Below are 19,232 nucleotides of genomic sequence, written 5' to 3'. Positions count from 1 at the left end.
AACCTTGTCGAGACCGCCATGACCACCACCGAAGCTGTCGCGTCTGCTCCGCCTGATCGCAACGCGATCCGCGCCGCCGAAGCGGTGATCCGCCCGCACATCCGGCGCACCCCGGTGGGCGAGGTGGCGGCGGCCGATTTCGGGCTCGATGGTGCGCCGTTCTCCTTCAAGCTCGAATTCATGCAGCACTCCGGCACCTTCAAGGCCCGCGGCGCCTTCGCCAACCTCTTGATTCGGCCGGGCGCCGCACGCGGCGTGGTGGCGGCATCGGGCGGCAACCATGGCGCCGCCGTCGCCTACGCGGCGCATAAGCTCGGTATCAAGGCGCATATCTACGTGCCGCGCATCTCCTCGCAGGCCAAGATCAACCGCATCCTGCAATATGGCGCCGAGATCGTCATCGGCGGCGACACCTACATCGATGCCTACAATGCCAGCCACACCTTCGCCGCTGAGAACGACCTGCTCGAGGTGCACGCCTATGACATGTTCGAGACGCTGTGCGGGCAGGGGACGGTCGGGCTCGAATGGCTGGAGCAGGCGCCAGGTCTCGATACGCTGCTGGTGGCAGTGGGTGGTGGCGGGCTGATCGGCGGCATCGCCGCGGCGGCTGCTGGCCGGGTCCGGCTGATCGGCGTCGAGCCGGAGAATGCGCCGACCATGCACAACGCCATCGAGGCGGGGCGGCCGGTCGATGTTCCGGTCAGCGGCGTCGCCGCTGACAGCCTCGGCGCCCGCCGCATCGGCAGCCTGAGCTTTGCGCTGTCCGGCTTCATCGACCGCTCGGCGCTGGTCACAGACGAGGCGATCGTCGCGGCGCAGAAGGCGATCTGGGATGTGCTGCGCGTCGCCGTGGAACCCGGCGGGGCGGCCGCCTTGGCCGCCGTGCTGTCGGGCCGCTATGTCCCGGCGCCCGGCGAAAAGGTCGGGGTGTTGCTCTGCGGTGCCAATACGACGGCGGTGAAGTTCGACTAGCCCGCCTTGACTTTGCCATCCCCCTCCTGCAAACGCCGCCGCCAACTGGACGCCTGTCCGGGCGGGGCTTAGGCTCGGCCTCAACGACGAAGAACAACGGCGGAGGCCACCACCTTGACCAAGCGCGCATTCACCTTCCCGGGGCAGGGCAGCCAGGCTGTCGGCATGGGCAAGGATCTCGCCGACGCTTACCAGGAAGCCCGCAACGTCTTCGCCGAAGTCGACGACGCGCTCGGCCAGAAACTCTCCGCCATCATGTTCGAAGGGCCGGACGAGACGCTGCGCCTCACCGAGAACGCCCAGCCGGCGCTGATGGCCGTCTCCGTCGCGGTGACGCGCGTACTCGAAAGCCGCGGCTTCTCGCTGAAGGATAATGCCGCTTACGTGGCTGGCCACTCGCTCGGCGAATACTCGGCGCTGGCTGCGGCCGGCGCCTTCAGCCTTGCCGACGCGGCGCGGCTGCTGAAGATCCGCGGCCAGGCCATGCAGCAGGCCGTGCCGGTCGGGCAGGGCGCCATGGCGGCGATCCTCGGGCTCGACCTCGAAACCGTGCTGCGCGCCGCCAATGATGCCGAGGACGGTGAGATCTGCGGCGTCGCCAATGACAATGCCCCCGGCCAGGTGGTGATCTCCGGCCATGTCGGCGCGGTCAACCGCGCGATCGAGCTGTTGAAGGCGGCCGGCGCCAAACGCGCCCTGCCGCTGCCGGTCAGCGCCCCGTTCCATTGCGCGCTGATGCGCCCCGCCGCCGACGCGATGGAGCATGCGCTCAACCAGGTGACGGTGAAGTCCCCCATCGTGCCGGTGGTCGCCAACGTCCTGGCCAAGCCCATCACCGATCCCGAAGAGATCAAGAAGCGTCTCGTCGAGCAGGTCACCGGCATGGTCCGCTGGACCGAGTGCGTTGGCTGGCTGGTGAAAGACGGGGGCGTGACGCAGCTGGTCGAGCTCGGCTCAGGCAAGGTGCTCTCGGGCCTCGCCAAGCGCATCGCGCCGGAAACGGCGGCCGTATCGATCGGCGCACCGGCCGATGTCGATGCGTTCCTCGCCGAACTCGGCGCTTGAATCAGTTTCTCCTGAGGAGTCCGTAAATGTTTGATCTCACGGGCAAACGCGCCCTCGTCACCGGTGCTTCCGGCGGCATCGGGCGCGAAATCGCCAAGGCCCTCGCCGCGTCCGGCGCGCGCGTGGCGCTGAGCGGCACCCGCGTCGGTGCCCTCGAAGAGACCCGCGACCTGCTCGGCGGCGGCGATCACCCGATCCTGCCGACCAACCTCTCCGACCTCGACGCGGTGGATAAGCTCATCCCCTCGGCCGAGGCGGCGCTGGGCGGCATCGACATTCTCGTCAACAATGCCGGCGTCACCCGCGACAACCTATTCATGCGCATGAAGAACGAGGAGTGGGACGAGGTGCTGGCGGTGAACCTCACCTCGGCGTTCCACCTCACCCGCGCCGTGCTGCGCGGAATGATGAAGCAGCGCTTCGGCCGCATCATCGGCATCACCTCGGTGGTCGGCGTCGTTGGCAACCCGGGGCAGGGCAACTACGCAGCGTCGAAGGCCGGTCTCATCGGCATGAGCAAGGCCCTGGCCTATGAGGTCGCCTCGCGCAACATCACGGTCAACACCGTGGCGCCCGGCTTTATCGGCTCGGCCATGACCGACGAATTGAACGATAAGCAGCGTGAAAGCATTCTGGGTAAGGTGCCGGCTGGCCGGCTCGGCGCCGCCGATGAGGTTGCTGCTGCGGTGGTGTTCCTTGCCAGCAACGAGGCCGGCTACATCACCGGCCATACGCTGAACGTCAACGGCGGCATGGTGATGCTGTAAGCCGGAGCGTGAGCAGCAAAAGTTGCAGACTTTTGCGGTTCGCGAGCGCGACAAAGGAAAACGTGCCATCGCGAAGGCTGGGGAAACCGGGGCCTGCGCAATATGGCAATGGCGGGGGAAGTATGTTACCTCCGCCGCTGATTTCGGGTTCGGCCCGTACTTGCGAGGGTACGAAGCCGCGCCTACAGTCTGCCGCGAACGGCGGCAAAGGTCGGTGGGCCCGGGCAATTCCGGTGTCTGGGGCCGCGTACGAACGAACAACCTGTTTGGTAACAAGGGAAGTCAAATATGAGCGATATCGCTGATCGCGTCCGCAAGATCGTGGTCGAACACCTCAACGTCGATGCGGAGAAGGTCGTCGATAAGGCCAGCTTCATTGACGATCTGGGCGCGGACTCGCTCGATCAGGTCGAGCTGGTTATGGCTTTCGAAGAAGAGTTCAACGTCGAAATCCCGGACGATGCCGCGGAATCGATCCAGACCTTCGGTGACGCCGTCGCCTATCTGACCAAGGCCGTCGGCTGATCGCCGACCGCTAACGGCTCTTCTTCGATGGAACTGCGCCGCGTCGTCGTCACCGGGATGGGGATCGTCAGCCCTTTGGGCTGCGGGATCGAACCAACCTGGGCCAACATCCTCGCATCCAAGAGCGGTGCTAAGCGCATCGACGACTTCCAGGTCGACGATATTGCTTGCCAGATCGCTCACCGGATCCCGTTGGGCGACTACGCCGACGGCAAGTTCAATCCCGACGAATGGATGGACGTGAAGGATCAACGTAAGGTTGATCCCTTCATCATCTACGCCATGGCGGCGGCCACTCAGGCGATCGAAGATGCCGGGGTGGAACCCAAGACCGAAGAAGAAAAGCACCGCATCGGCACGCTGATCGGCTCGGGCATCGGCGGCATCGGGGGCATCTACGAGACCTCGATCATCCTGCATGAAAAGGGGCCGCGCCGCGTCAGCCCGTTCTTCATCCCGGGCCGCATCATCAACATGGCATCGGGCAACGTCTCGATCCGCTTCGGCCTGAAGGGCCCGAACCACTCGGTGGTGACGGCCTGTTCGACCGGCGCGCACGCCATCGGCGATGCCGCCCGGCTGATCATGCTGGGCGATGCCGACGTGATGGTGGCCGGCGGCGCTGAATCGCCGGTCAACCGCATCTCGATCGCTGGCTTCGCCGCCTGTCGCGCCCTCTCCACCGGTTTCAACGATCGCCCGGAAATGGCTTCGCGTCCCTACGACAAGGACCGCGACGGCTTCGTCATGGGCGAAGGCGCCGGCATCGTCGTGCTCGAGGAATACGAGCGCGCCAAGGCCCGCGGCGCCAAGATCTATGGCGAAGTCATCGGCTACGGCCTCTCTGGCGATGCCTACCACATCACCGCTCCCTCCGAGGACGGCGATGGCGGTTTCCGTTGCATGCAGATGGCGGTCAAGCGGGCCGGCATCGATCCCTCCGAGATCGACTACATCAACGCCCACGGCACCTCGACGCCGCTCGGTGACGAGATCGAACTCGGCTCGGTCACCCGCATGCTGGGTGACGCTGCTCCGAAGGCGGCGATGAGTTCCACCAAGTCGGCCATCGGGCACCTGCTCGGCGCCGCCGGTTCGGTCGAAGCGATCTTCTGCCTGCTCGCCATGCGCGACTCGATCGTGCCGCCGACCATCAATCTCGACAATCCGTCGGTCGCCTCGGTGATCGACCTGGTGCCCCATAAGCCCAGGAAGAAAGAGGTCAATATTGCCCTCTCGAACTCCTTCGGCTTCGGCGGCACCAATGCCTCGCTGATCTTCCGCAAGGCGAGCTAAGCGACCGAACCCTGGCATCCTGCCGGATGCCGGGTTCGCATTGATGTCATTTTTCAAGCGATTAGTGCGCGTTTCTGGAGGTTCGACCGATGGCTAACGAGCGCAGCGAGAAGCGAGCCCGCAAGAAACGGCGGAGCGGCGGCCTCCTCAGCGTCATCAACGCGCTGCTGACTCTGCTTGTGCTCGGCATCCTCGTTGCCGTCGGGATTTTCCTTTACGGCGCCAGCCAGTTCTATGCCCCAGGCGCGGTCAAGACCGAGGCCAACTTCACCGTCGAGAAGGGCTCGTCGGTAATGACCACGGCTCGCCGGCTCGAAGAGCAGGGGCTGATCCCGCAGGGCCAGTTGCTGCCGTCCGAATGGTTATTTTGGGGCGGCGCTCGTGCCTTGAAGAAAGAGGGTGACCTCAAGGCCGGCGTCTACGCGCTGAAGCCGAATTCGTCGATGGCCGACATCCTCACCGAGCTGACCGAGGGCAAGCCGCTCGATTTCTTCGTCAACGTCATCCCGGGCGATACTTCGTTTCAGGTGGCCGAGCGGCTGAATGCCGTAGGCCCGAACCTCACCGGCGAGCCGGTCCCGGTTCCCCCCGAAGGGACGCTCCTGGCGGTGCGCTATGATTTCTTCCCCGGCGACTCCCGCATCTCGGTGCTCGAAAAGATGCAGGCCGAGATGAAGAAGACGGTCGACGAGATCTGGGCCGGCCGCGACCCTGCCATCGACTCGGTGATCAAATCGCCGGCCGAACTGGTGACCATGGCTTCGATCGTCGAGAAGGAAACCGGGGTCGCCTCCGAGCGCCCGCAGGTGGCCGCGGTGTTCATCAACCGGCTGAAGAAGTCGATGCGCCTGCAGACCGACCCCACGGTCCTCTACGGTGTTACCGAGGGTAAGGCGGTGCTGAGCCGCGGCCCGACCTCTTCGGAGCTGAAGGCTAAAACCGCCTACAACACCTACCAGATCGATGGCTTGCCCCCCGGCCCGATCGCCAATCCGGGCGAGGACGCGCTGCGCGCCGTCGCGCACCCGGCGGCGATCAAGGACCTCTACTTCGTCGCCAAGAGCGCCAACCCGGCCGACGGCCACCTCTTCGCTGAGACTTATGCCGAGCACCGAAAGAACGTGAGGCTCTACCGTAAGGCGGCGGCCGAGGCGGACTCGGAAGCCGCCAAGGAAGCGCTGGAAGCCGAGCAGGCCGAGGACGCCGGCGAGACCGTCGAGCCCGCCAACTGATGGCTGCATCGCTTGCCAGCATGACCGGCTACGCCCGCGCCGGCGGTTCGCTGCCGGGCGTCGGTTTCACCATCGAGATCAAGTCGGTCAATGGCCGCGGCCTCGACCTCAGGATGCGCCTCGCCTCCGGCTTCGATGCGCTGGAGAGTGAGATCCGTCGGCTGATCGGCAAATCGATCACCCGCGGCTCGCTGACCATATCGCTGAATGTCGACCGCGAAGGGGAGGGCGGCCGCGTCGTCGTCAATCACCAGGCGCTGGAAGCCGTGCTCGAGGGCTTCAAGTGGCTGGAGGGCCGCGTCGATGCCGACAAGCCCCGCCTCGACGGCATCCTGGCGCTGCGCGGCGTGCTCGAGCAGCACGAGACGGCGCTGTCGGCCGACGAGGAGGAAGCGCTCAACGCCGCCATTCTCGGCGCCGTGGCGGAGGCCGTCACCGGCCTGGTCGCGGCGCGACGCGAGGAGGGGGCCCGTATCGCGGCCATTCTCGCCGAGCGCATCGACGAGATCGCCGCCCTCACCAAGGCCGCCGAGATCCACCCGGGCCGCAGCCGCGACGCCATCCTCGCCCGGCTGCGCCAGCAGGTGGCCGAGCTCAGCGAAGCGAGCCCGACGTTGTCGGATGAGCGGCTGGCGCAGGAAGCCGTGCTGCTCGCCACCAAGGCGGATATCCGTGAAGAGCTCGATCGGCTCGGCGCCCACATCGCTGCGGCGCGCCAGTTGATCTCGGGCGGCGGACCGGTGGGCCGCAAGCTCGACTTCCTGTCACAGGAATTTAACCGCGAAGCGAATACGCTTTGCTCGAAATCCAACGACGTGGCCCTGACCGGCATCGGCCTCGACCTGAAGGCGGTGATCGATCAGCTCCGCGAACAGGTCCAGAATATCGAGTAACCCGGCGAGCGCCGCGAAGCGGCCGAGAGTTCTGCGCAGGGCATAAGGACGAAGTACGAATGGAATTCACCCGACGCGGAGTGATGCTGGTTCTCGCCTCGCCGTCCGGCGCGGGCAAGTCGTCGATTTCTCGCGCCCTGTTCGAGGACGACCCGAACATCGCACTGTCGGTCTCGGTGACGACGCGCGCCCGCCGCACCGATGAGATCGACGGCAAGCACTACCACTTCATCGACGTGCCGACCTTCAAGAAGATGCGTGAGGACGGCGAGCTCTTGGAGAGCGCCGAGGTGCACGGCAATTTCTACGGCACGCCGCGCTCACGCGTCGAAGAGCGGCTCTCGGCCGGCCGCGACATCCTGTTCGATATCGATTTCCAGGGCACGCTGCAGCTCTATGAGAAGTGCCGCAGCGACATGGTGACCATCTTCATCCTGCCGCCATCGATCAAGGAGCTGCGCAAGCGCCTCGAGCGGCGCGCCCAGGATAGCGCCGGCACCATCGAGAAGCGGCTGAAGAACGCCCGCATCGAAATGGAGCACTACGGCGAGTACGACTACGTGCTCGTCAACGAGGATCTCGAGGATTCCACCTCGCGCGTCCGCACGATCCTCGCCGCGGCTCGCCTTGCTCGTCCGCGATTCATCCAATTGGATAAGTTCGTCAAAGACTTGCAGGATCAGATCGACTCTCTCTAACAAGAGACGAGAGGGTTGCGAGCCTCAGGGCGCCAGCAAGGCGCAATAAAATCGTTAAGGTAACACCTTAACTCTTCCGATAGCTGCCTGTGGATAAGCCATGGACATCTGTGGATGGTTCGCGCGCCCGCAGTTCCGAAACCTCGGAATTGGGCGGAACCTACCCTCGCGGGGGACTTGAGCATGCCGTTCGAAGTGAAAGCGTGCAGCATCGATGAAATGCAGCGCCATCCGACCTTTGCCGATCGGACCCAGGCAAAGGTGAAGGTGCTGCTGCGCGAGATCCGCTCGCGCGAAACCTTCGATCACAACCTCACCTTGCGCGTCTGGGCCAACACCCACGACAAGATGAGCCCATCGGAAGTCAAGACCGCGCTGCTGGTCAAGGCCGCCGCCATCCTCAAGCGCACTGTCTCGGTCGCCGAGATCGAGATCAGCGGCGACGGCGCCGTGACCCGGCCGACGATCAGCGGCTGATCTTCTCGCCAAATTATGGTCCGGTGCGGGCCGCAGCCACCGGCCTGTAGGGCGGTCGCCTACCGCCGCGACACCAGCATCACGAACTTCGCGATCGCCCCGGCGGCGAAGCCGAACAGCATCAGGCCGAAGGTGAACGGCCCCAGCGTCTGGGTGATGCCGTCGGGTGAGGCGAGGTCGAGGTTGACCCAGGCGAAGAACAGAGCGCCGAGCCCCAGCAGGATAACCAGGGTCCGCCAGCGCTGCGCGAACAGTGGCACGGCGATCGGGATGCCGAACGCCAGCAGTGCGGTGACGATGGCGATGACGCCGCCCATCAGCGCCGTGCCTTCGCCAGTTTCAGGAACGTCTCGACCGGCAGCACTTCGGCGCGCTCGTCGCCCCTGAGTTCGGCCGCCGTCAGCAGCGGCTCCATCGGCACGCCCAGCGATTTGAGGCTCTGGCGCACCATCTTGCGGCGTTGCCCGAAGGCGGCGCGGGTGACCGCCTCGAGGTCGCGTACGGCGACGCCGTCATTGGTCGCCTTGGGCTTCAGGTGCACCACGCTGGAGGTGATCTTGGGCGGCGGCGTGAACGCCTCGCGCCCGACATTGAAGGCGATCCGGGCCTCGGTGCGCCAGCCGCACAAGACGCCCAGCCGGCCATAGTGATTGTCTCCGGCCTTGGCGACGATCCGCTCGGCTACCTCGCGCTGGAACATCAGCGTCAGGCTCTCGAAGAACGGTGGCCAGTTCTCCACTGTGAGCCAGCGCGTCAGCAGCTCGGTGCCGATATTGTAGGGCAGGTTCGAGACGATGCGGGTAGGGCCGTCGGCCAGCGCGGCGTAGTCGATCTCGAGCGCATCGCCAGCGATCACTTCGAGCCGTCCAGGATAGGCCTCGGCGATCTGGGCAAGCGCGGGCAGGGTGCGCTCGTCGCGCTCGATGGCGATGACCTTCCTCGCGCCCTCGGCGAGCAGCGCCCGGGTCAGCCCGCCGGGACCGGGGCCTACTTCGATCACCGTCGTCGCCTCCAGCGGACCGGCGACGCGGGCGATCCGCGCCGTGAGGTTGAGGTCGAGCAGGAAGTTCTGCCCGAGCTCCTTCTTGGCCCTCAGGTCGTGTGCGGCGATGACCTCGCGAAGCGGCGGGAGATTGTCGATCTGCATGGCAGGGGGATAGCGGATTTATCGGCGAAGGCAAATGGGCCGCGCAGAACACGCTTGACCTTGCCACGATGGGAAGGTGCAGGAAGAGGGTACGGCCACTGAATCAGGCCCGATCTGGAAGGAGATTGATATGCACAAGTTCACCCTCGCCGCCGCGCTGCTGCTGGCACTCGCCGCCCCCGCTGTGGCGCAGCAGGATCATGGCGCTCACGCCGCCACGCCGGCCGCCAACCTTCCGGCCATCTGCCTCGCCAACGCTCCTCAGGCGACAGCCCCCATGACCATGCAGCACCAGGCAGGGGCTTCCGAAGCCCATACCGAGCTGATGGCCGGGATGGACGCGATGAACGCCGACATGATGGCCGGCGGCACGGCCACCGATATCGACGTCGCCTTCGTCTGCTCGATGATCCCGCATCACCGCGGCGCCATCGACATGGCCAAGGCGGAGCTCAAGCACGGCGACGATCCGTGGGTGCGGGAAGTGGCTCAGGCGGTGATCACCGCCCAGGAAAAGGAAATCGCCGACATGCTGGCCTGGCTGGCAAAGCAACCGCAGTAGCAGCCGTACTGAAGCAGACGGCCCCTCCCGGCCTCCCCCATGAAGGGGGAGGTGAAGAGTCGAGGCTCGGCCTTCGATCGCGCCAAATACACCGGCGGAGCACCTCCCCCTTCATGGGGGACTTCGAGCCGTCCCGTAGGGCAAATCGCTCCAGTGGAGCGATTTGAGGGGAGAAGGCCATGAGAGCTACGCTCGAATGGCCACGGAGGGGGCCGTCTCTCTCAGTAGTGCCTACTGCGCCGCCGCCCGATGCACTGCGCCGCCAGTCAGCTCATCCGCCAGCCGGATCGCATTGAGGAAGCTTGCATCTGAGCCCTTGCCGGTCCCGGCGAGGTCGAACGCCGTGCCGTGGTCGGGCGAGGTGCGCACGATCGGCAGCCCGAGCGTGACATTGACCGCCTGGTCGAACGCCACCGTCTTGATCGGGATCAGCGCCTGGTCGTGGTACATGGCGATCACCGCGTCATACCTCCGCCAGTGCGGCAGGTGGAACAGCGTGTCCGCCGGCATCGGGCCTTCGGCGAGGATCCCCTCGTGCTGCAATTGGGCGATCGCCGGGCCGACAATGTCATAATCCTCGGTGCCGATATTGCCGCCTTCGCTGGCATGCGGATTGAGCCCGGCAAAGCCGATGCGGGGCTCGGCGATGCCGAAGCGGGTCCTGAGGCTGTGCGCCACGATCCGCCCGGTGCTCACCACCAGCTCGAACGTCAGCAGCGAGGGCACGGCGCTGATCGGCACGTGGATGGTCGCCGGGATCACCCGCAGCGCCTCATGCGCCAGCATCATCACCGGCGTCGGCGTTGCGCCGCCCTGAGCACAGAGCGCCGCGAGGAACTCGGTATGACCGGGATACTTGAAGCCGGCGGAATACAGCACCGCCTTATGAATCGGCGCCGTGACGATGGCGCGGCAGACGCCGGTAAGGCTGTGCTCCACGGCGCGGCTGATCGCTTCAATCACCACCTTGCCCGAGAGCGCTGTCGGATCGCCCGGCTTGTCGGGCACGAGCCCGTCGATATGCACCACCGGCAGCGCTTCGGCGAACCTGGCCGGCGCCTCGAGCGGCGTGCTCTCGACCATCGCCACCGGCAGCCGCAGCCGCGCAGCACGGGCGCGCAGAAAGTCGACATGGCCGTAGACGATAAACGGTGGCAGGCCCAGCTCGTCGCGCTTGGCATAGAGCCTCAGGATCAGGTCTGGCCCGATCCCCGCGGGCTCACCCATGCTCACGGCCAGCGGCGCTTGATTGTCGGCCACGGTGTCCTCGCTTGCGTAAACACAACTGGCGCAGCCAATCGCCGCGCCAGGTCTGCTGCCACTAGCATGGACTCGCTAAGCCAACGGGCTGCTATTGCCTTCGATTTGTCGAAAGGCCGGCAAGAGTCCGTTAGTTGTAGACGATCTTGGCCTTGGTCCGCAGCTCGGCCTTGTACTTCTCGGCCTCGGTCTTCATCTGCTCGCCGCCCTGCTCGTTGCGCAGCTTGTTCTTGAGGAAGGTGGTGTCGCGCGCTTCGTTCTTGGCGCAGATGGCCAGCATCGACACACCCGACTCGGTCACGCGCGGCTTAGTGATGCCGCCCACGTTGAGTTTGGCGAGTTCGGCGGCCAGCGGCTCGGGCAACTGGGTGGCGTGGCGGCGGCCCATGTCGCGTACTGCGGCGTCGGTGAAGTTCAGCGACACCTGCACAGCGCTGTCGCAGCCTTTGAAGGCCTGGCGATACTGGTTGGCCTGGCCGGTGCGGGCCGAAGCATTGCCGGTCGAGCTGATGAACAGCACTTCCTTGAGGATGTAGTCATAGCTCGACGCCTGGTCGAGCTTGGCCTCGGCGGCCTTCTCGAGGTCGAGGTCCGACACCTTGACGCGCGAGGCGACCACCATGCCGCTCACCTGCTGCCAGGCGATCGCGGCGCGGAGGCGGGCGCGCATCGTCTCATTGTTGACGCCGGCCTGCTGCAGAATCTGGCGAAGCTTGTCGCTCGACACCTTGATGTTGCGCGCCACCTGCTGGAACGCGTCATCGACCTGCTGGTCGGAAATGACGATGTTCATCCGCTTGGCTTCCTGGATCTGCAACTGCTCGTCGATCAGCTGTTCCATGGCCTTCTTGGTGCCGCCGCCGCCTTCCAGCGCCAGCAGCTTGGTGCGCTGGGCGACTTCGATATCCGAGATCGGCACGCCGTTGACCGTGACCTTGGTCGCGGCGAAGGCCGGCATGACGCTCAGGGTAAGGCCGATCAGCGTTGCAGCGATGAGGCGGAGCATTGTCGTCACCATTTTCAGTTCTTTGGGAAAGCCACCGGATCGCCCCCGGCTCGGCCATCTCAATGTTGGAAGAATACGGCCAAAATCGGTTGGCCGAGGTCGTTGCACCGGTCGATCGCACCGACCGGACTAGTAGTTGAGAATATCGAACTGCGCCCCTGGCGCCTTCAGCTTGAACTGCACGCCGAACGTCACCGAGTTTGGCGTCTCGTGCGTCGCCCCGTTCGCCTGCGCAAAGCCGCCTGCGAGGAAGAAGCCGTCGTCATAAATCAGCTCGCCTCGGGCCTCCAGCCACTCGCTGGCGGCGATATCCCACGAAACGCTGCCGATGGCGCGCCAGTAGTCGAGCGGCAGTGGCGTGCTGCCACGCACCGTCACTTCATGTTGATCCACCGGCACGCCCGTTGCAGCGTCGGCAGGCAGGTAGACGTAGTCGCTGCCCACCGAGTAGGGGCCGATGGCATAGTTGCCGCCGACGCCGGCGCGCGCCACGCGTGGACCGTCGGGGTCGACCTGCAGCTTGGCGCCCAGCGTCAGCCCCGCATAGGGCGAGCCGCGAGCGCCCAGCACCATGTAGGACGCATCGTCCTCCATGCCGCTGCCGAGGCCGGTATTGACCGGATCGTCGACGCCGAACGCGTTGACCCCGGCAAGATGGAAGCTCTGCCCGGCGACGATCTCCAGCCACTGGCCACCGGAGAAATTGGCGAGATAGCGTGCCCCGACATTGGCGCGGAGCCCGGTTTCCTGCCGGTCGGTGCCGGTGAAGCGATCGTAGGAGAAGATGTTGGTGTCATCGAGCACGAAGCTGTGCGCGTTGTCGTTGGTGATGCCCACCAGCGAGGTGTCGCTGCCGCGATAGACCAACTGCGCGATCGGCTCGAGCAGGTGGGTATCGAGCCCGTTGGCGGCAAACAGCGGCCAGCGGAAATCGACCGCGGCAATCGGCGTCGCCGCAAAAAGAAACTGGTCGGAGGGCTCACCAGCGGTGAGGGCATCGCCACTGTCGTAGTTCGCGACGTCGGCGCGGAGCCCAAGGTACGGCGTCACGACCACGCCGCCCGACGCGATGATCTGGTTCTGCCAGACGAGTTCGCCCGAGGCATGGGTCTTGGAGCCTTCGTAGCCGAACACGTAGTCCTTCGTGCCATATGTTGCCGCAGAATCCAGGTCGCGTTGAACGCCGAGCAAATTGCCGTTAGCTCGCACCTGGCCCCAGTCACCGAGGTCGAAGTAGCCAGCTCCTCGAGCATTCGGCACTGCCAGTGCCTGCTGGGCCTGTGCGTCGTCTGCGCCCTTGATCGTGCCGTACTGCCCCAGCTTCAGAAACTCCTGCAGGCGCAGATCGGCATAAAAATCGCTGCTGAGGTGCGTCGCGTAGACCTCGTTGGTCACCCAGTCGGCGGTGCTGAAATCGTAGTCGTCGAAATAGGCGGCATCGGTGAAGGCGCTGTACGACCAGCCGACGGTCCAGTCGGCAATCGGCTGGAAGCGGCCGGAGCTCTGGATCGCGCCGCGCCATTCGCGGTTGCCGAGCTCGCTGAACGCACCCGGATCGAGCTGGTAGAGGCCCGACGCCTTCACCGTAAGCGAGCCGTAGTCGAACTGCTGCTGCCACTCGGCTGCCATCAGGAAGCCCTGGCGCGACATCAGCGAGGGCGCCAGCAGGATCTGCGTGTCGTCGCCGATATTGATGAAATACGGCGCCGTGATCCGGCCGCCATAGATCTGCTTGTAGTTGACCCGGGGGAGCAGGAACCCGTTGCTCTGCTTCGAGCTCGGATCGGGCAGCGACAACCACGGCAGCCAGGCCACGGGAATGCCGAGCACTTCCAGCGACGGCTGCTCGAAATAGATCGTCTTGGTGTCGGCGTTCTGGATCAGCTTGGCGGCTTTCACCCTCCAGCCGATGCGGTTGCCCTTGGCGTCGATACATTCGCCGCACGGCGTGTAGGTCGCCTGGTTGAGCACGGTCTCGAGCGTGCTGGAATACTGCACGTCGTTGGCGGTCACCCGCGCGCCATCGGTGGTCGTAAGGGTCAGCGACTGGATGAAGGCCTGCTTCATCCCGCCGGTTACCTCGATCGTCTCGGCGGTGTATCTGGTGCCCGCCGGATCAACCAGTTGCACGTTGCCGATGCAATTCAGGTTGCCGGTCTGCTGCTCATAGCGCAGGTCGTCGCAGGCGATCGAATAGCCTTCGTACTGCATCAGCACGCGGCCCTGCGCGCTGATCACGTCGCTGCTTTTGTCATAGGAGAGGACGTTGGCCTCGACCTTGGCCGGGGCACCCGGCTCGGGCAGCGTGGCAAAGAACCCTTCGGGCAGGAACTGCGCCGCGGCGGGCGATGCGGCCACCAGGGCGAGCACAAGCACCGCGCCGAACTGGCGCAGGCGCGTCCCCATCCCCCGGTCGCGGCGCATAATGCTCACGTCCGCCCGTCTTCCCTGTTGAGCAGCACCGTCACTCCAATGACGATAGCTACTACCGCCGGCCCTGCAACTGCGATGGCCGGATGCATCACGCCGGCACCCCCGGCGCGTCCCGCCATCTCGGTCACGACATAAACCAAGACGCCAAGGACGATACCATAAAGCACCGCCCCACCATACTTATTGGTCCTTCGATAACCGGCCGTAAACGCGAAGGCAATGACCAGCGAGCCACACAGCGTAAGTGGCAGTGCAAGCAGCCTGAGGAACCGCGTTTCCGTCTCGGCGCGTTCCCGGGAATCGGTGAGCCGGGCCGCCAGCGATCCGGCCAGTTCCCACACTGTCATGTCCTTGATCGAGGCGATCCGGGCCCGCATGTCGCCGGCCGTCCGAGCGGTTGGCAGCCGGAAATCGGTCATTGCCTCAGGCATTTCGTTGGAGCGATAGCGCGTCGCTTGCGCCATCACCCACTCGTTGCCGACCAGCTCGGCAGCCGGCGCCTCGATCCGGTCGCGCGGGGCTTCCATCATGAAGACGTTGATGCTGCCCAGCGCCGTCCCCGACGGGTTCACGTACCCGGCCTCGAGAATGTAGTGGACATCGCCCTGTCGCTCGTCGAGCCAAAGCGTGCCGGAACTGCCGACCTCGCCGCTCGTGGTGCTTAGCGACAGCGTGCGATTGAGCTGAATCACCGCCGTGTCGACCAGCAGCGTCACCAGCACCCCGCCGGCGAAGGTGACCGCCAGCGGCACCATCATCACCCGCCAGACCGAGCGGCCCGAGGCCTTGATCACCGTCATCTCGCGTGTCGCCTGCAGGTTCAGCAACCCGGCGACGGTGCCGACGAGGAAGGTGAGCGGCAGCGTGTCGATGATCCATCGGGCCGCTGCCAGCGCCACGGCGGTCAGCGCCAGCGGTGCACCGCCGGTTGCCGAGAGGGCTGAAAAGCGGCTGGTATTGAGCGATTCGACCAGCAGTACGATGCCGAACAGCACGGCGAGCGTCAGCCCGACATTGCTCGCCACGCGCCGAACGATGATCAGGTCGATCCGGTTCATCGGCTGTGCGCCTCCCGGGGCAGCGGAGCAAACAGCCGCAACCGGTAGATCAGGATGGCCACTGAGATCACGATCAGCGCGATGACGCCGCTGGTCTCGCGCGCCCAGCCCGCAACCGGCGCGTAGGAGGTGACCGCGCGCTCGAACAGCACTGCGCCCAGCACGGTGATTTCTACCGGCAGCACCGGCTCCTTGCGGCGCCCCGAGGGGAAAGCGCTGATCGCGGCGACGAACAGGCAGAGCGCCAGCACCCGGAAGCCGTCCGATGTCCGTTCGGCCATGCGGCGCAGCGACTCGGCGGGCCACTCCCCCTCCGTCAGCCCGCGCATGATCATGCCGTAGGTACTCTGATCGCCGCGCCGCTCGCCGGTGTCTTCATCGCCGGTCAGGCGCTCCAGTGCGATGTCGTAGCGCTCGAACGAGATCTCCGAGAACTGCCCGTCGGCGGTGCGATACTGGATGGTCCCGTCTTCGAGCTGCAGCACGTAGCCGAGCTCGTCGGCCGTAATCAGGGCAGAGTCGGCGATGTAGGTGCGTCGGGTGCCCGCGTCGCGCCGGTCGTCGGCGAAGAACGAGGTGATCTCGCCGTCGGCTCCGCGACCGCCAACCGTGATCGTCACGCCATCACCCAGTTCGGCGAAGCGGTTGGGCACCAGCGAACGCCCCACCAGGTCCGCCGCAGCCTGGGCCTTGATCTGGTTGTTCTCGCGGCTCGCCAGCGGTTCGATCACATGCGCCAGCAGCAGGACCATCAGCGTGCCGATGGCAGCGTACCCAAGGATGGTACCGATCAGCGCCGGCAGCCGCTGCGAGACATGGATGATGTGCAACTCGCGCGAGCCTTGCATGGCGCGCAGCGCCCGCGCCAGCCCGATGGCGAGGCACACATAGAGGAACGCGATGGAGAGTGGTGGCAGGCCGAGAATGGTCTGCCAGAACAGGGTACCCAGCCCGCGATCGCGCACGGCCCCGATCTCGACGATTCTGAGCAACTGCACGAGGTATAGAATGGTCAGCGCGACCCCGAAAAGCGCAGCGGCCTCGGCGGCAAAAAGCCTGAAAAGATAAGTGCCTAGCCGAGTCATGCCGACAATCTGGTTCCGACGCGCGCTCACCTCCCGTCTGCCCCCGGGCAGGTGAACCGGGCGGACATTGCCCGCCCCCGACATGGCTTGGCAAGCCAATCGGGCGGGGTCGTGGCGGTCGGCCTCCCGGGTGTTGCGGGATTGACGCGACGGGCGTAGCCACTATCAGTCGTGAACCTGCCGTTCTCGGACAACGCGTCCGCCCCATTGCCATAAGGTATTTTCGCCCATGCCGAACCGGATCGAGATCAAGACCGCCGCCCTGCCGCTGAAGGCGACCGGGACACTGGTTGTCTACGTCGCCGAAGGCGCTGCGCCTGCCGGGGCCGCAGCCGACGTCTGGAAGGCCACCGGGCTCGACTGGCAGAAGGTCTCCGCCGCCGCCAGCTTCAAGGGCAAACAAGGGCAGGTGATCGACCTGCTGGCGCCGGCCGGTGTGGCGGCTGACCGCTTGCTGGTGCTGGGCAGCGGCAAGGCAGAGCAGGGCGCCAGCCTGTCGGCCTGGACCGACCGTGGCGGCTCGCTCGCCGGCAAGCTCACGGCGATCAAGGCAAGCAAGGCTGCGGTGCTGCTGGACGAGGCCGAAGCGACGCCCGAACGCATCGGCGAACTCGCTGCCGGCCTCCGGCTCCGCCACTACAAGTTCGACCGCTACAAGCCGGCCAAGCCCGACGACAACGGCAATAGCGCGTTGACCGTCACGCTGCACGTCGATGCCAAATCCGCCGTCGATAAGGCCATCGCCGACCGCCAGGCCACTGCCGAAGGGACGCTGCTGGCCCGCGATCTGATCCATCTGCCGCCCAACGTCCTGGGCACCCTCGAATTTGCCGCCGAGGCGGCCAAGCTCGCCGAGCTTGGCGTCGAGATCGAACAGCTCGACGAAAAGGCCATGCGCAAGCTTGGGATGAACGCGCTGCTCGGGGTGGCGCAGGGCTCGGCCCGGCCGCCGCGGCTCGTCATCATGCGCTGGAATGGTGGCAAGGCGAAGGAGCAGCCGATCGCCTTCATCGGCAAAGGCGTGGTGTTCGATTCCGGCGGCATCTCGCTGAAGCCCGGCCTCGGCATGGAGGATATGAAGGGCGATATGGGCGGCGCCGCCGCCGTCACCGGGCTGATGCATGCGCTCGCCAGCCGCAAGGCCAAGGTCAACGCCATCGGCATCATCGGGCTGGTCGAGAACATGCCGTCGGGCACGGCTTATCGCCCGGGCGATATCCTCACGGCGATGAGCGGCACCACCATCGAGATCGTCAACACCGACGCCGAGGGCCGCCTCGTCCTCGCCGACGCGCTCTGGTACACACAGGACCGCTTCAAGCCGAAGTTCATGATCAACCTCGCGACCCTCACCGGCGCTATCGGCGTGGCGCTCGGCAGCGATCACGCCGGCCTCTTCTCCAACAACGACGATCTTTCGGCCAAGCTGCTGGCGGCTGGCCTCGCCACCGGCGAAAAGCTCTGGCGCCTGCCGATGGGCGCTGCCTATGACAAGCAGATCGACAGCCGCTTCGCCGACATCAAGAACTCGGGCGGCCGCCCGGCCGGCTCGATCACCGCTGCGCAGTTCCTCGCCCGTTTCGTCAACGATGTGCCATGGGCGCACCTCGACATCGCCGCCGTGGCGCTGGCCTCACCCACCAGCGAGACCAACACCGCCTGGGCTTCCGGCTTCGGCGTAGCGTTGCTCGATCGGCTGGTGCGCGATAATTACGAGGCCAAATGACCGGCGCCCAAACCACCGGCGCGCTACCTGATCTGCCGCTCGTCGCCAACCCCTCGCGCCTGTGGCTGTCGCCGATCGCGGCGATCGCCCTGTTCGCCGGACTGGTGGCGCTGCTGCCGACCCTCCTGCTGCTGGCGAGCCTCGTTGGCTTGCTCGGCATGCACCCGAGTGTCGAATTGACGCTGCTGGCGCTGCCGACGCTGGCGGTCGGGGTGTTCTTCCTCGCCGTCGGCAGCGTGGTGATCGGTGATCTCCGCCTCATGCGTCCGGTACTGACCATCGACGAGCACGGCGTCTTCGACCGCCGCGTCACCGACAGCCCGATCGCCTGGTCCGACGTGGTGGAGGTCGCCCCAGCCCCTGGGGGCGGCGGCGTCCTGCTGGCGCTGAAGACGCCGCTCGAAACCCGCCTCAGCCCCTATCGCGCCGGAACTGCCGGATTTCGCCAACCGGCCGCCGGCCTCGCCAACATCCCGGTACGGGGCATGGACCGCCCGGCAAAGCTGCTTGCCGAAACGCTGACCGCGCTGGCGCTGCGCAACGGCGCCGTACCGCCGGCGGAGGAAGCCGCGTGACCGAGATCCTGTTCTATCACCTCGAAAGCCAGCCGCTCGAACGCGTGCTGCCGGTGCTCCTGGAAAAGTCGCTGGAGCGCGGCTGGAGCGCCGTTGTCGAGACCAGCAGCGACGAGCGTGCGCAGGAACTCGATTACATACTCTGGACCTACCGCGACGACAGTTTCTTGCCGCACTCACTCGCCGGCGGCGATGCCGACCACCTGCAGCCGGTGCTGATCACCACCCGGCCGCACAACCCCAACAAAGCCGAAGTGCGCTTCTTCGTCGACCGCGCCGTGCCGCAATCGGGTGAAGGCTACCAGCGTATCGTCTTCATGTTCTCCGGCCACGACCCGGATGCGGTGACCGAAGCCCGGGCCGCGTGGAAAGCGCTGCGTGATGGCAATGAGGTGACCTATTGGCAGCAGGACGGCAACGGCCGCTGGGCAAAGAAAGGGTAGGGCAGTCGA

The 19,232-nt window shown here is 65.8% G+C and carries 20 protein-coding genes; 13 read left to right on the top strand and 7 right to left on the bottom strand.

Going from position 1 to position 19,232, the window contains the following annotated elements; genetic code table 11:
- The first annotated feature begins 18 nt into the window (after positions 1-18).
- From ACSQ23_RS18185 to ACSQ23_RS18145, 9 genes are all read left to right on the top strand, one after another.
- Complete coding sequence (locus ACSQ23_RS18185) at positions 19-975, top strand: threonine/serine dehydratase (protein ID WP_436091439.1); 957 nt, start codon at positions 19-21, stop codon at positions 973-975.
- Positions 976-1,089: 114 nt separating this feature from the next.
- The gene (gene fabD, locus ACSQ23_RS18180; RefSeq protein ID WP_082528110.1) at positions 1,090-2,040 is read left to right on the top strand and encodes an ACP S-malonyltransferase; all 951 of its coding nucleotides are present in this window, start codon (positions 1,090-1,092) and stop codon (positions 2,038-2,040) included.
- A 26-nt stretch (positions 2,041-2,066) separates the two neighbouring features.
- Positions 2,067-2,807 (top strand): 3-oxoacyl-[acyl-carrier-protein] reductase, encoded by a 741-nt coding sequence (gene fabG, locus ACSQ23_RS18175; RefSeq protein ID WP_055879302.1) that lies wholly within the window; start codon positions 2,067-2,069, stop codon positions 2,805-2,807.
- 288 nt (positions 2,808-3,095) lie between these two features.
- Complete coding sequence (locus ACSQ23_RS18170; protein WP_055048542.1) at positions 3,096-3,332, top strand: acyl carrier protein; 237 nt, start codon at positions 3,096-3,098, stop codon at positions 3,330-3,332.
- Between the two features lie 33 nt (positions 3,333-3,365).
- Positions 3,366-4,628: a beta-ketoacyl-ACP synthase II gene (gene fabF, locus ACSQ23_RS18165; RefSeq protein WP_055879909.1), complete on the top strand. Its 1,263-nt coding sequence runs from the start codon at positions 3,366-3,368 to the stop codon at positions 4,626-4,628.
- A gap of 89 nt (positions 4,629-4,717) precedes the next feature.
- Positions 4,718-5,860, top strand: coding sequence for an endolytic transglycosylase MltG (gene mltG, locus ACSQ23_RS18160; protein ID WP_055879299.1), 1,143 nt, complete (start codon positions 4,718-4,720; stop codon positions 5,858-5,860).
- Positions 5,860-6,753 (top strand): YicC/YloC family endoribonuclease, encoded by an 894-nt coding sequence (locus ACSQ23_RS18155; protein WP_055879296.1) that lies wholly within the window; start codon positions 5,860-5,862, stop codon positions 6,751-6,753. The genes mltG and ACSQ23_RS18155 overlap by 1 nt, the downstream gene beginning before the upstream one ends.
- Positions 6,754-6,812: 59 nt before the next feature.
- Positions 6,813-7,451, top strand: coding sequence for a guanylate kinase (gene gmk / locus ACSQ23_RS18150; RefSeq protein ID WP_055879293.1), 639 nt, complete (start codon positions 6,813-6,815; stop codon positions 7,449-7,451).
- Between the two features lie 183 nt (positions 7,452-7,634).
- Positions 7,635-7,928 carry a hypothetical protein gene (locus tag ACSQ23_RS18145; protein WP_055879290.1) on the top strand — a complete coding sequence of 98 codons (294 nt, stop codon included), beginning with the start codon at positions 7,635-7,637 and terminating at the stop codon, positions 7,926-7,928.
- Positions 7,929-7,987: 59 nt separating this feature from the next.
- On the opposite strand, the gene ACSQ23_RS18140 is transcribed toward ACSQ23_RS18145, so the two are convergent.
- Both ACSQ23_RS18140 and rsmA read right to left on the bottom strand, forming a co-directional pair.
- A complete protein-coding gene (locus ACSQ23_RS18140; RefSeq protein WP_055879287.1) occupies positions 7,988-8,245 on the bottom strand; it encodes a hypothetical protein in 258 nt (85 codons plus the stop codon).
- Entirely contained in the window at positions 8,245-9,075 is an 831-nt protein-coding gene (rsmA, locus tag ACSQ23_RS18135) for a 16S rRNA (adenine(1518)-N(6)/adenine(1519)-N(6))-dimethyltransferase RsmA (protein WP_055879284.1), read from the bottom strand. The genes ACSQ23_RS18140 and rsmA overlap by 1 nt, the downstream gene beginning before the upstream one ends.
- Positions 9,076-9,205: 130 nt before the next feature.
- On the opposite strand from rsmA, the gene copM reads away from it, so the two are divergent.
- The gene (copM, locus tag ACSQ23_RS18130; protein WP_082528109.1) at positions 9,206-9,637 is read left to right on the top strand and encodes a CopM family metallochaperone; all 432 of its coding nucleotides are present in this window, start codon (positions 9,206-9,208) and stop codon (positions 9,635-9,637) included.
- Between the two features lie 231 nt (positions 9,638-9,868).
- Here the strand turns inward: copM and pdxA are convergent, their stop codons facing one another.
- The 5 genes from pdxA to ACSQ23_RS18105 form a co-directional block, all read right to left on the bottom strand.
- Positions 9,869-10,897, bottom strand: a complete 1,029-nt coding sequence (pdxA, locus tag ACSQ23_RS18125; RefSeq protein WP_082528108.1) for a 4-hydroxythreonine-4-phosphate dehydrogenase PdxA — start codon at positions 10,895-10,897, stop codon at positions 9,869-9,871.
- 130 nt (positions 10,898-11,027) lie between these two features.
- On the bottom strand, positions 11,028-11,903 hold the full coding sequence (locus ACSQ23_RS18120) for a SurA N-terminal domain-containing protein (protein ID WP_436091438.1): 876 nt from the start codon (positions 11,901-11,903) through the stop codon (positions 11,028-11,030).
- A 129-nt stretch (positions 11,904-12,032) separates the two neighbouring features.
- A complete protein-coding gene (locus ACSQ23_RS18115) occupies positions 12,033-14,327 on the bottom strand; it encodes an LPS-assembly protein LptD (protein ID WP_436091785.1) in 2,295 nt (764 codons plus the stop codon).
- Positions 14,328-14,332: 5 nt separating this feature from the next.
- Complete coding sequence (locus tag ACSQ23_RS18110) at positions 14,333-15,394, bottom strand: LptF/LptG family permease (RefSeq protein WP_436091437.1); 1,062 nt, start codon at positions 15,392-15,394, stop codon at positions 14,333-14,335.
- The gene (locus ACSQ23_RS18105; protein WP_436091436.1) at positions 15,391-16,479 is read right to left on the bottom strand and encodes an LptF/LptG family permease; all 1,089 of its coding nucleotides are present in this window, start codon (positions 16,477-16,479) and stop codon (positions 15,391-15,393) included. The genes ACSQ23_RS18110 and ACSQ23_RS18105 overlap by 4 nt, the downstream gene beginning before the upstream one ends.
- Positions 16,480-16,708: 229 nt before the next feature.
- Between ACSQ23_RS18105 and ACSQ23_RS18100 the strand changes: the two genes are divergently transcribed.
- The 3 genes from ACSQ23_RS18100 to ACSQ23_RS18090 are packed head-to-tail and all read left to right on the top strand — an operon-like array spanning position 16,709 to position 19,223.
- Complete coding sequence (locus tag ACSQ23_RS18100; RefSeq protein WP_436091435.1) at positions 16,709-18,205, top strand: leucyl aminopeptidase; 1,497 nt, start codon at positions 16,709-16,711, stop codon at positions 18,203-18,205.
- Complete coding sequence (locus ACSQ23_RS18095; protein ID WP_436091434.1) at positions 18,202-18,780, top strand: hypothetical protein; 579 nt, start codon at positions 18,202-18,204, stop codon at positions 18,778-18,780. Before ACSQ23_RS18100 ends, ACSQ23_RS18095 begins: the two co-directional genes overlap by 4 nt.
- The gene (locus ACSQ23_RS18090) at positions 18,777-19,223 is read left to right on the top strand and encodes a DNA polymerase III subunit chi (RefSeq protein ID WP_055879267.1); all 447 of its coding nucleotides are present in this window, start codon (positions 18,777-18,779) and stop codon (positions 19,221-19,223) included. The genes ACSQ23_RS18095 and ACSQ23_RS18090 overlap by 4 nt, the downstream gene beginning before the upstream one ends.
- The last annotated feature ends 9 nt before the right edge of the window (positions 19,224-19,232 follow it).

This window comes from Devosia sp. LjRoot16, from assembly GCF_964252795.1.
GTDB lineage: Bacteria > Pseudomonadota > Alphaproteobacteria > Rhizobiales > Devosiaceae > Devosia_A.
The sequence above is the reverse complement of the archived record's forward strand: the minus strand, read 5'-3'. Positions and strand labels throughout refer to the sequence as shown.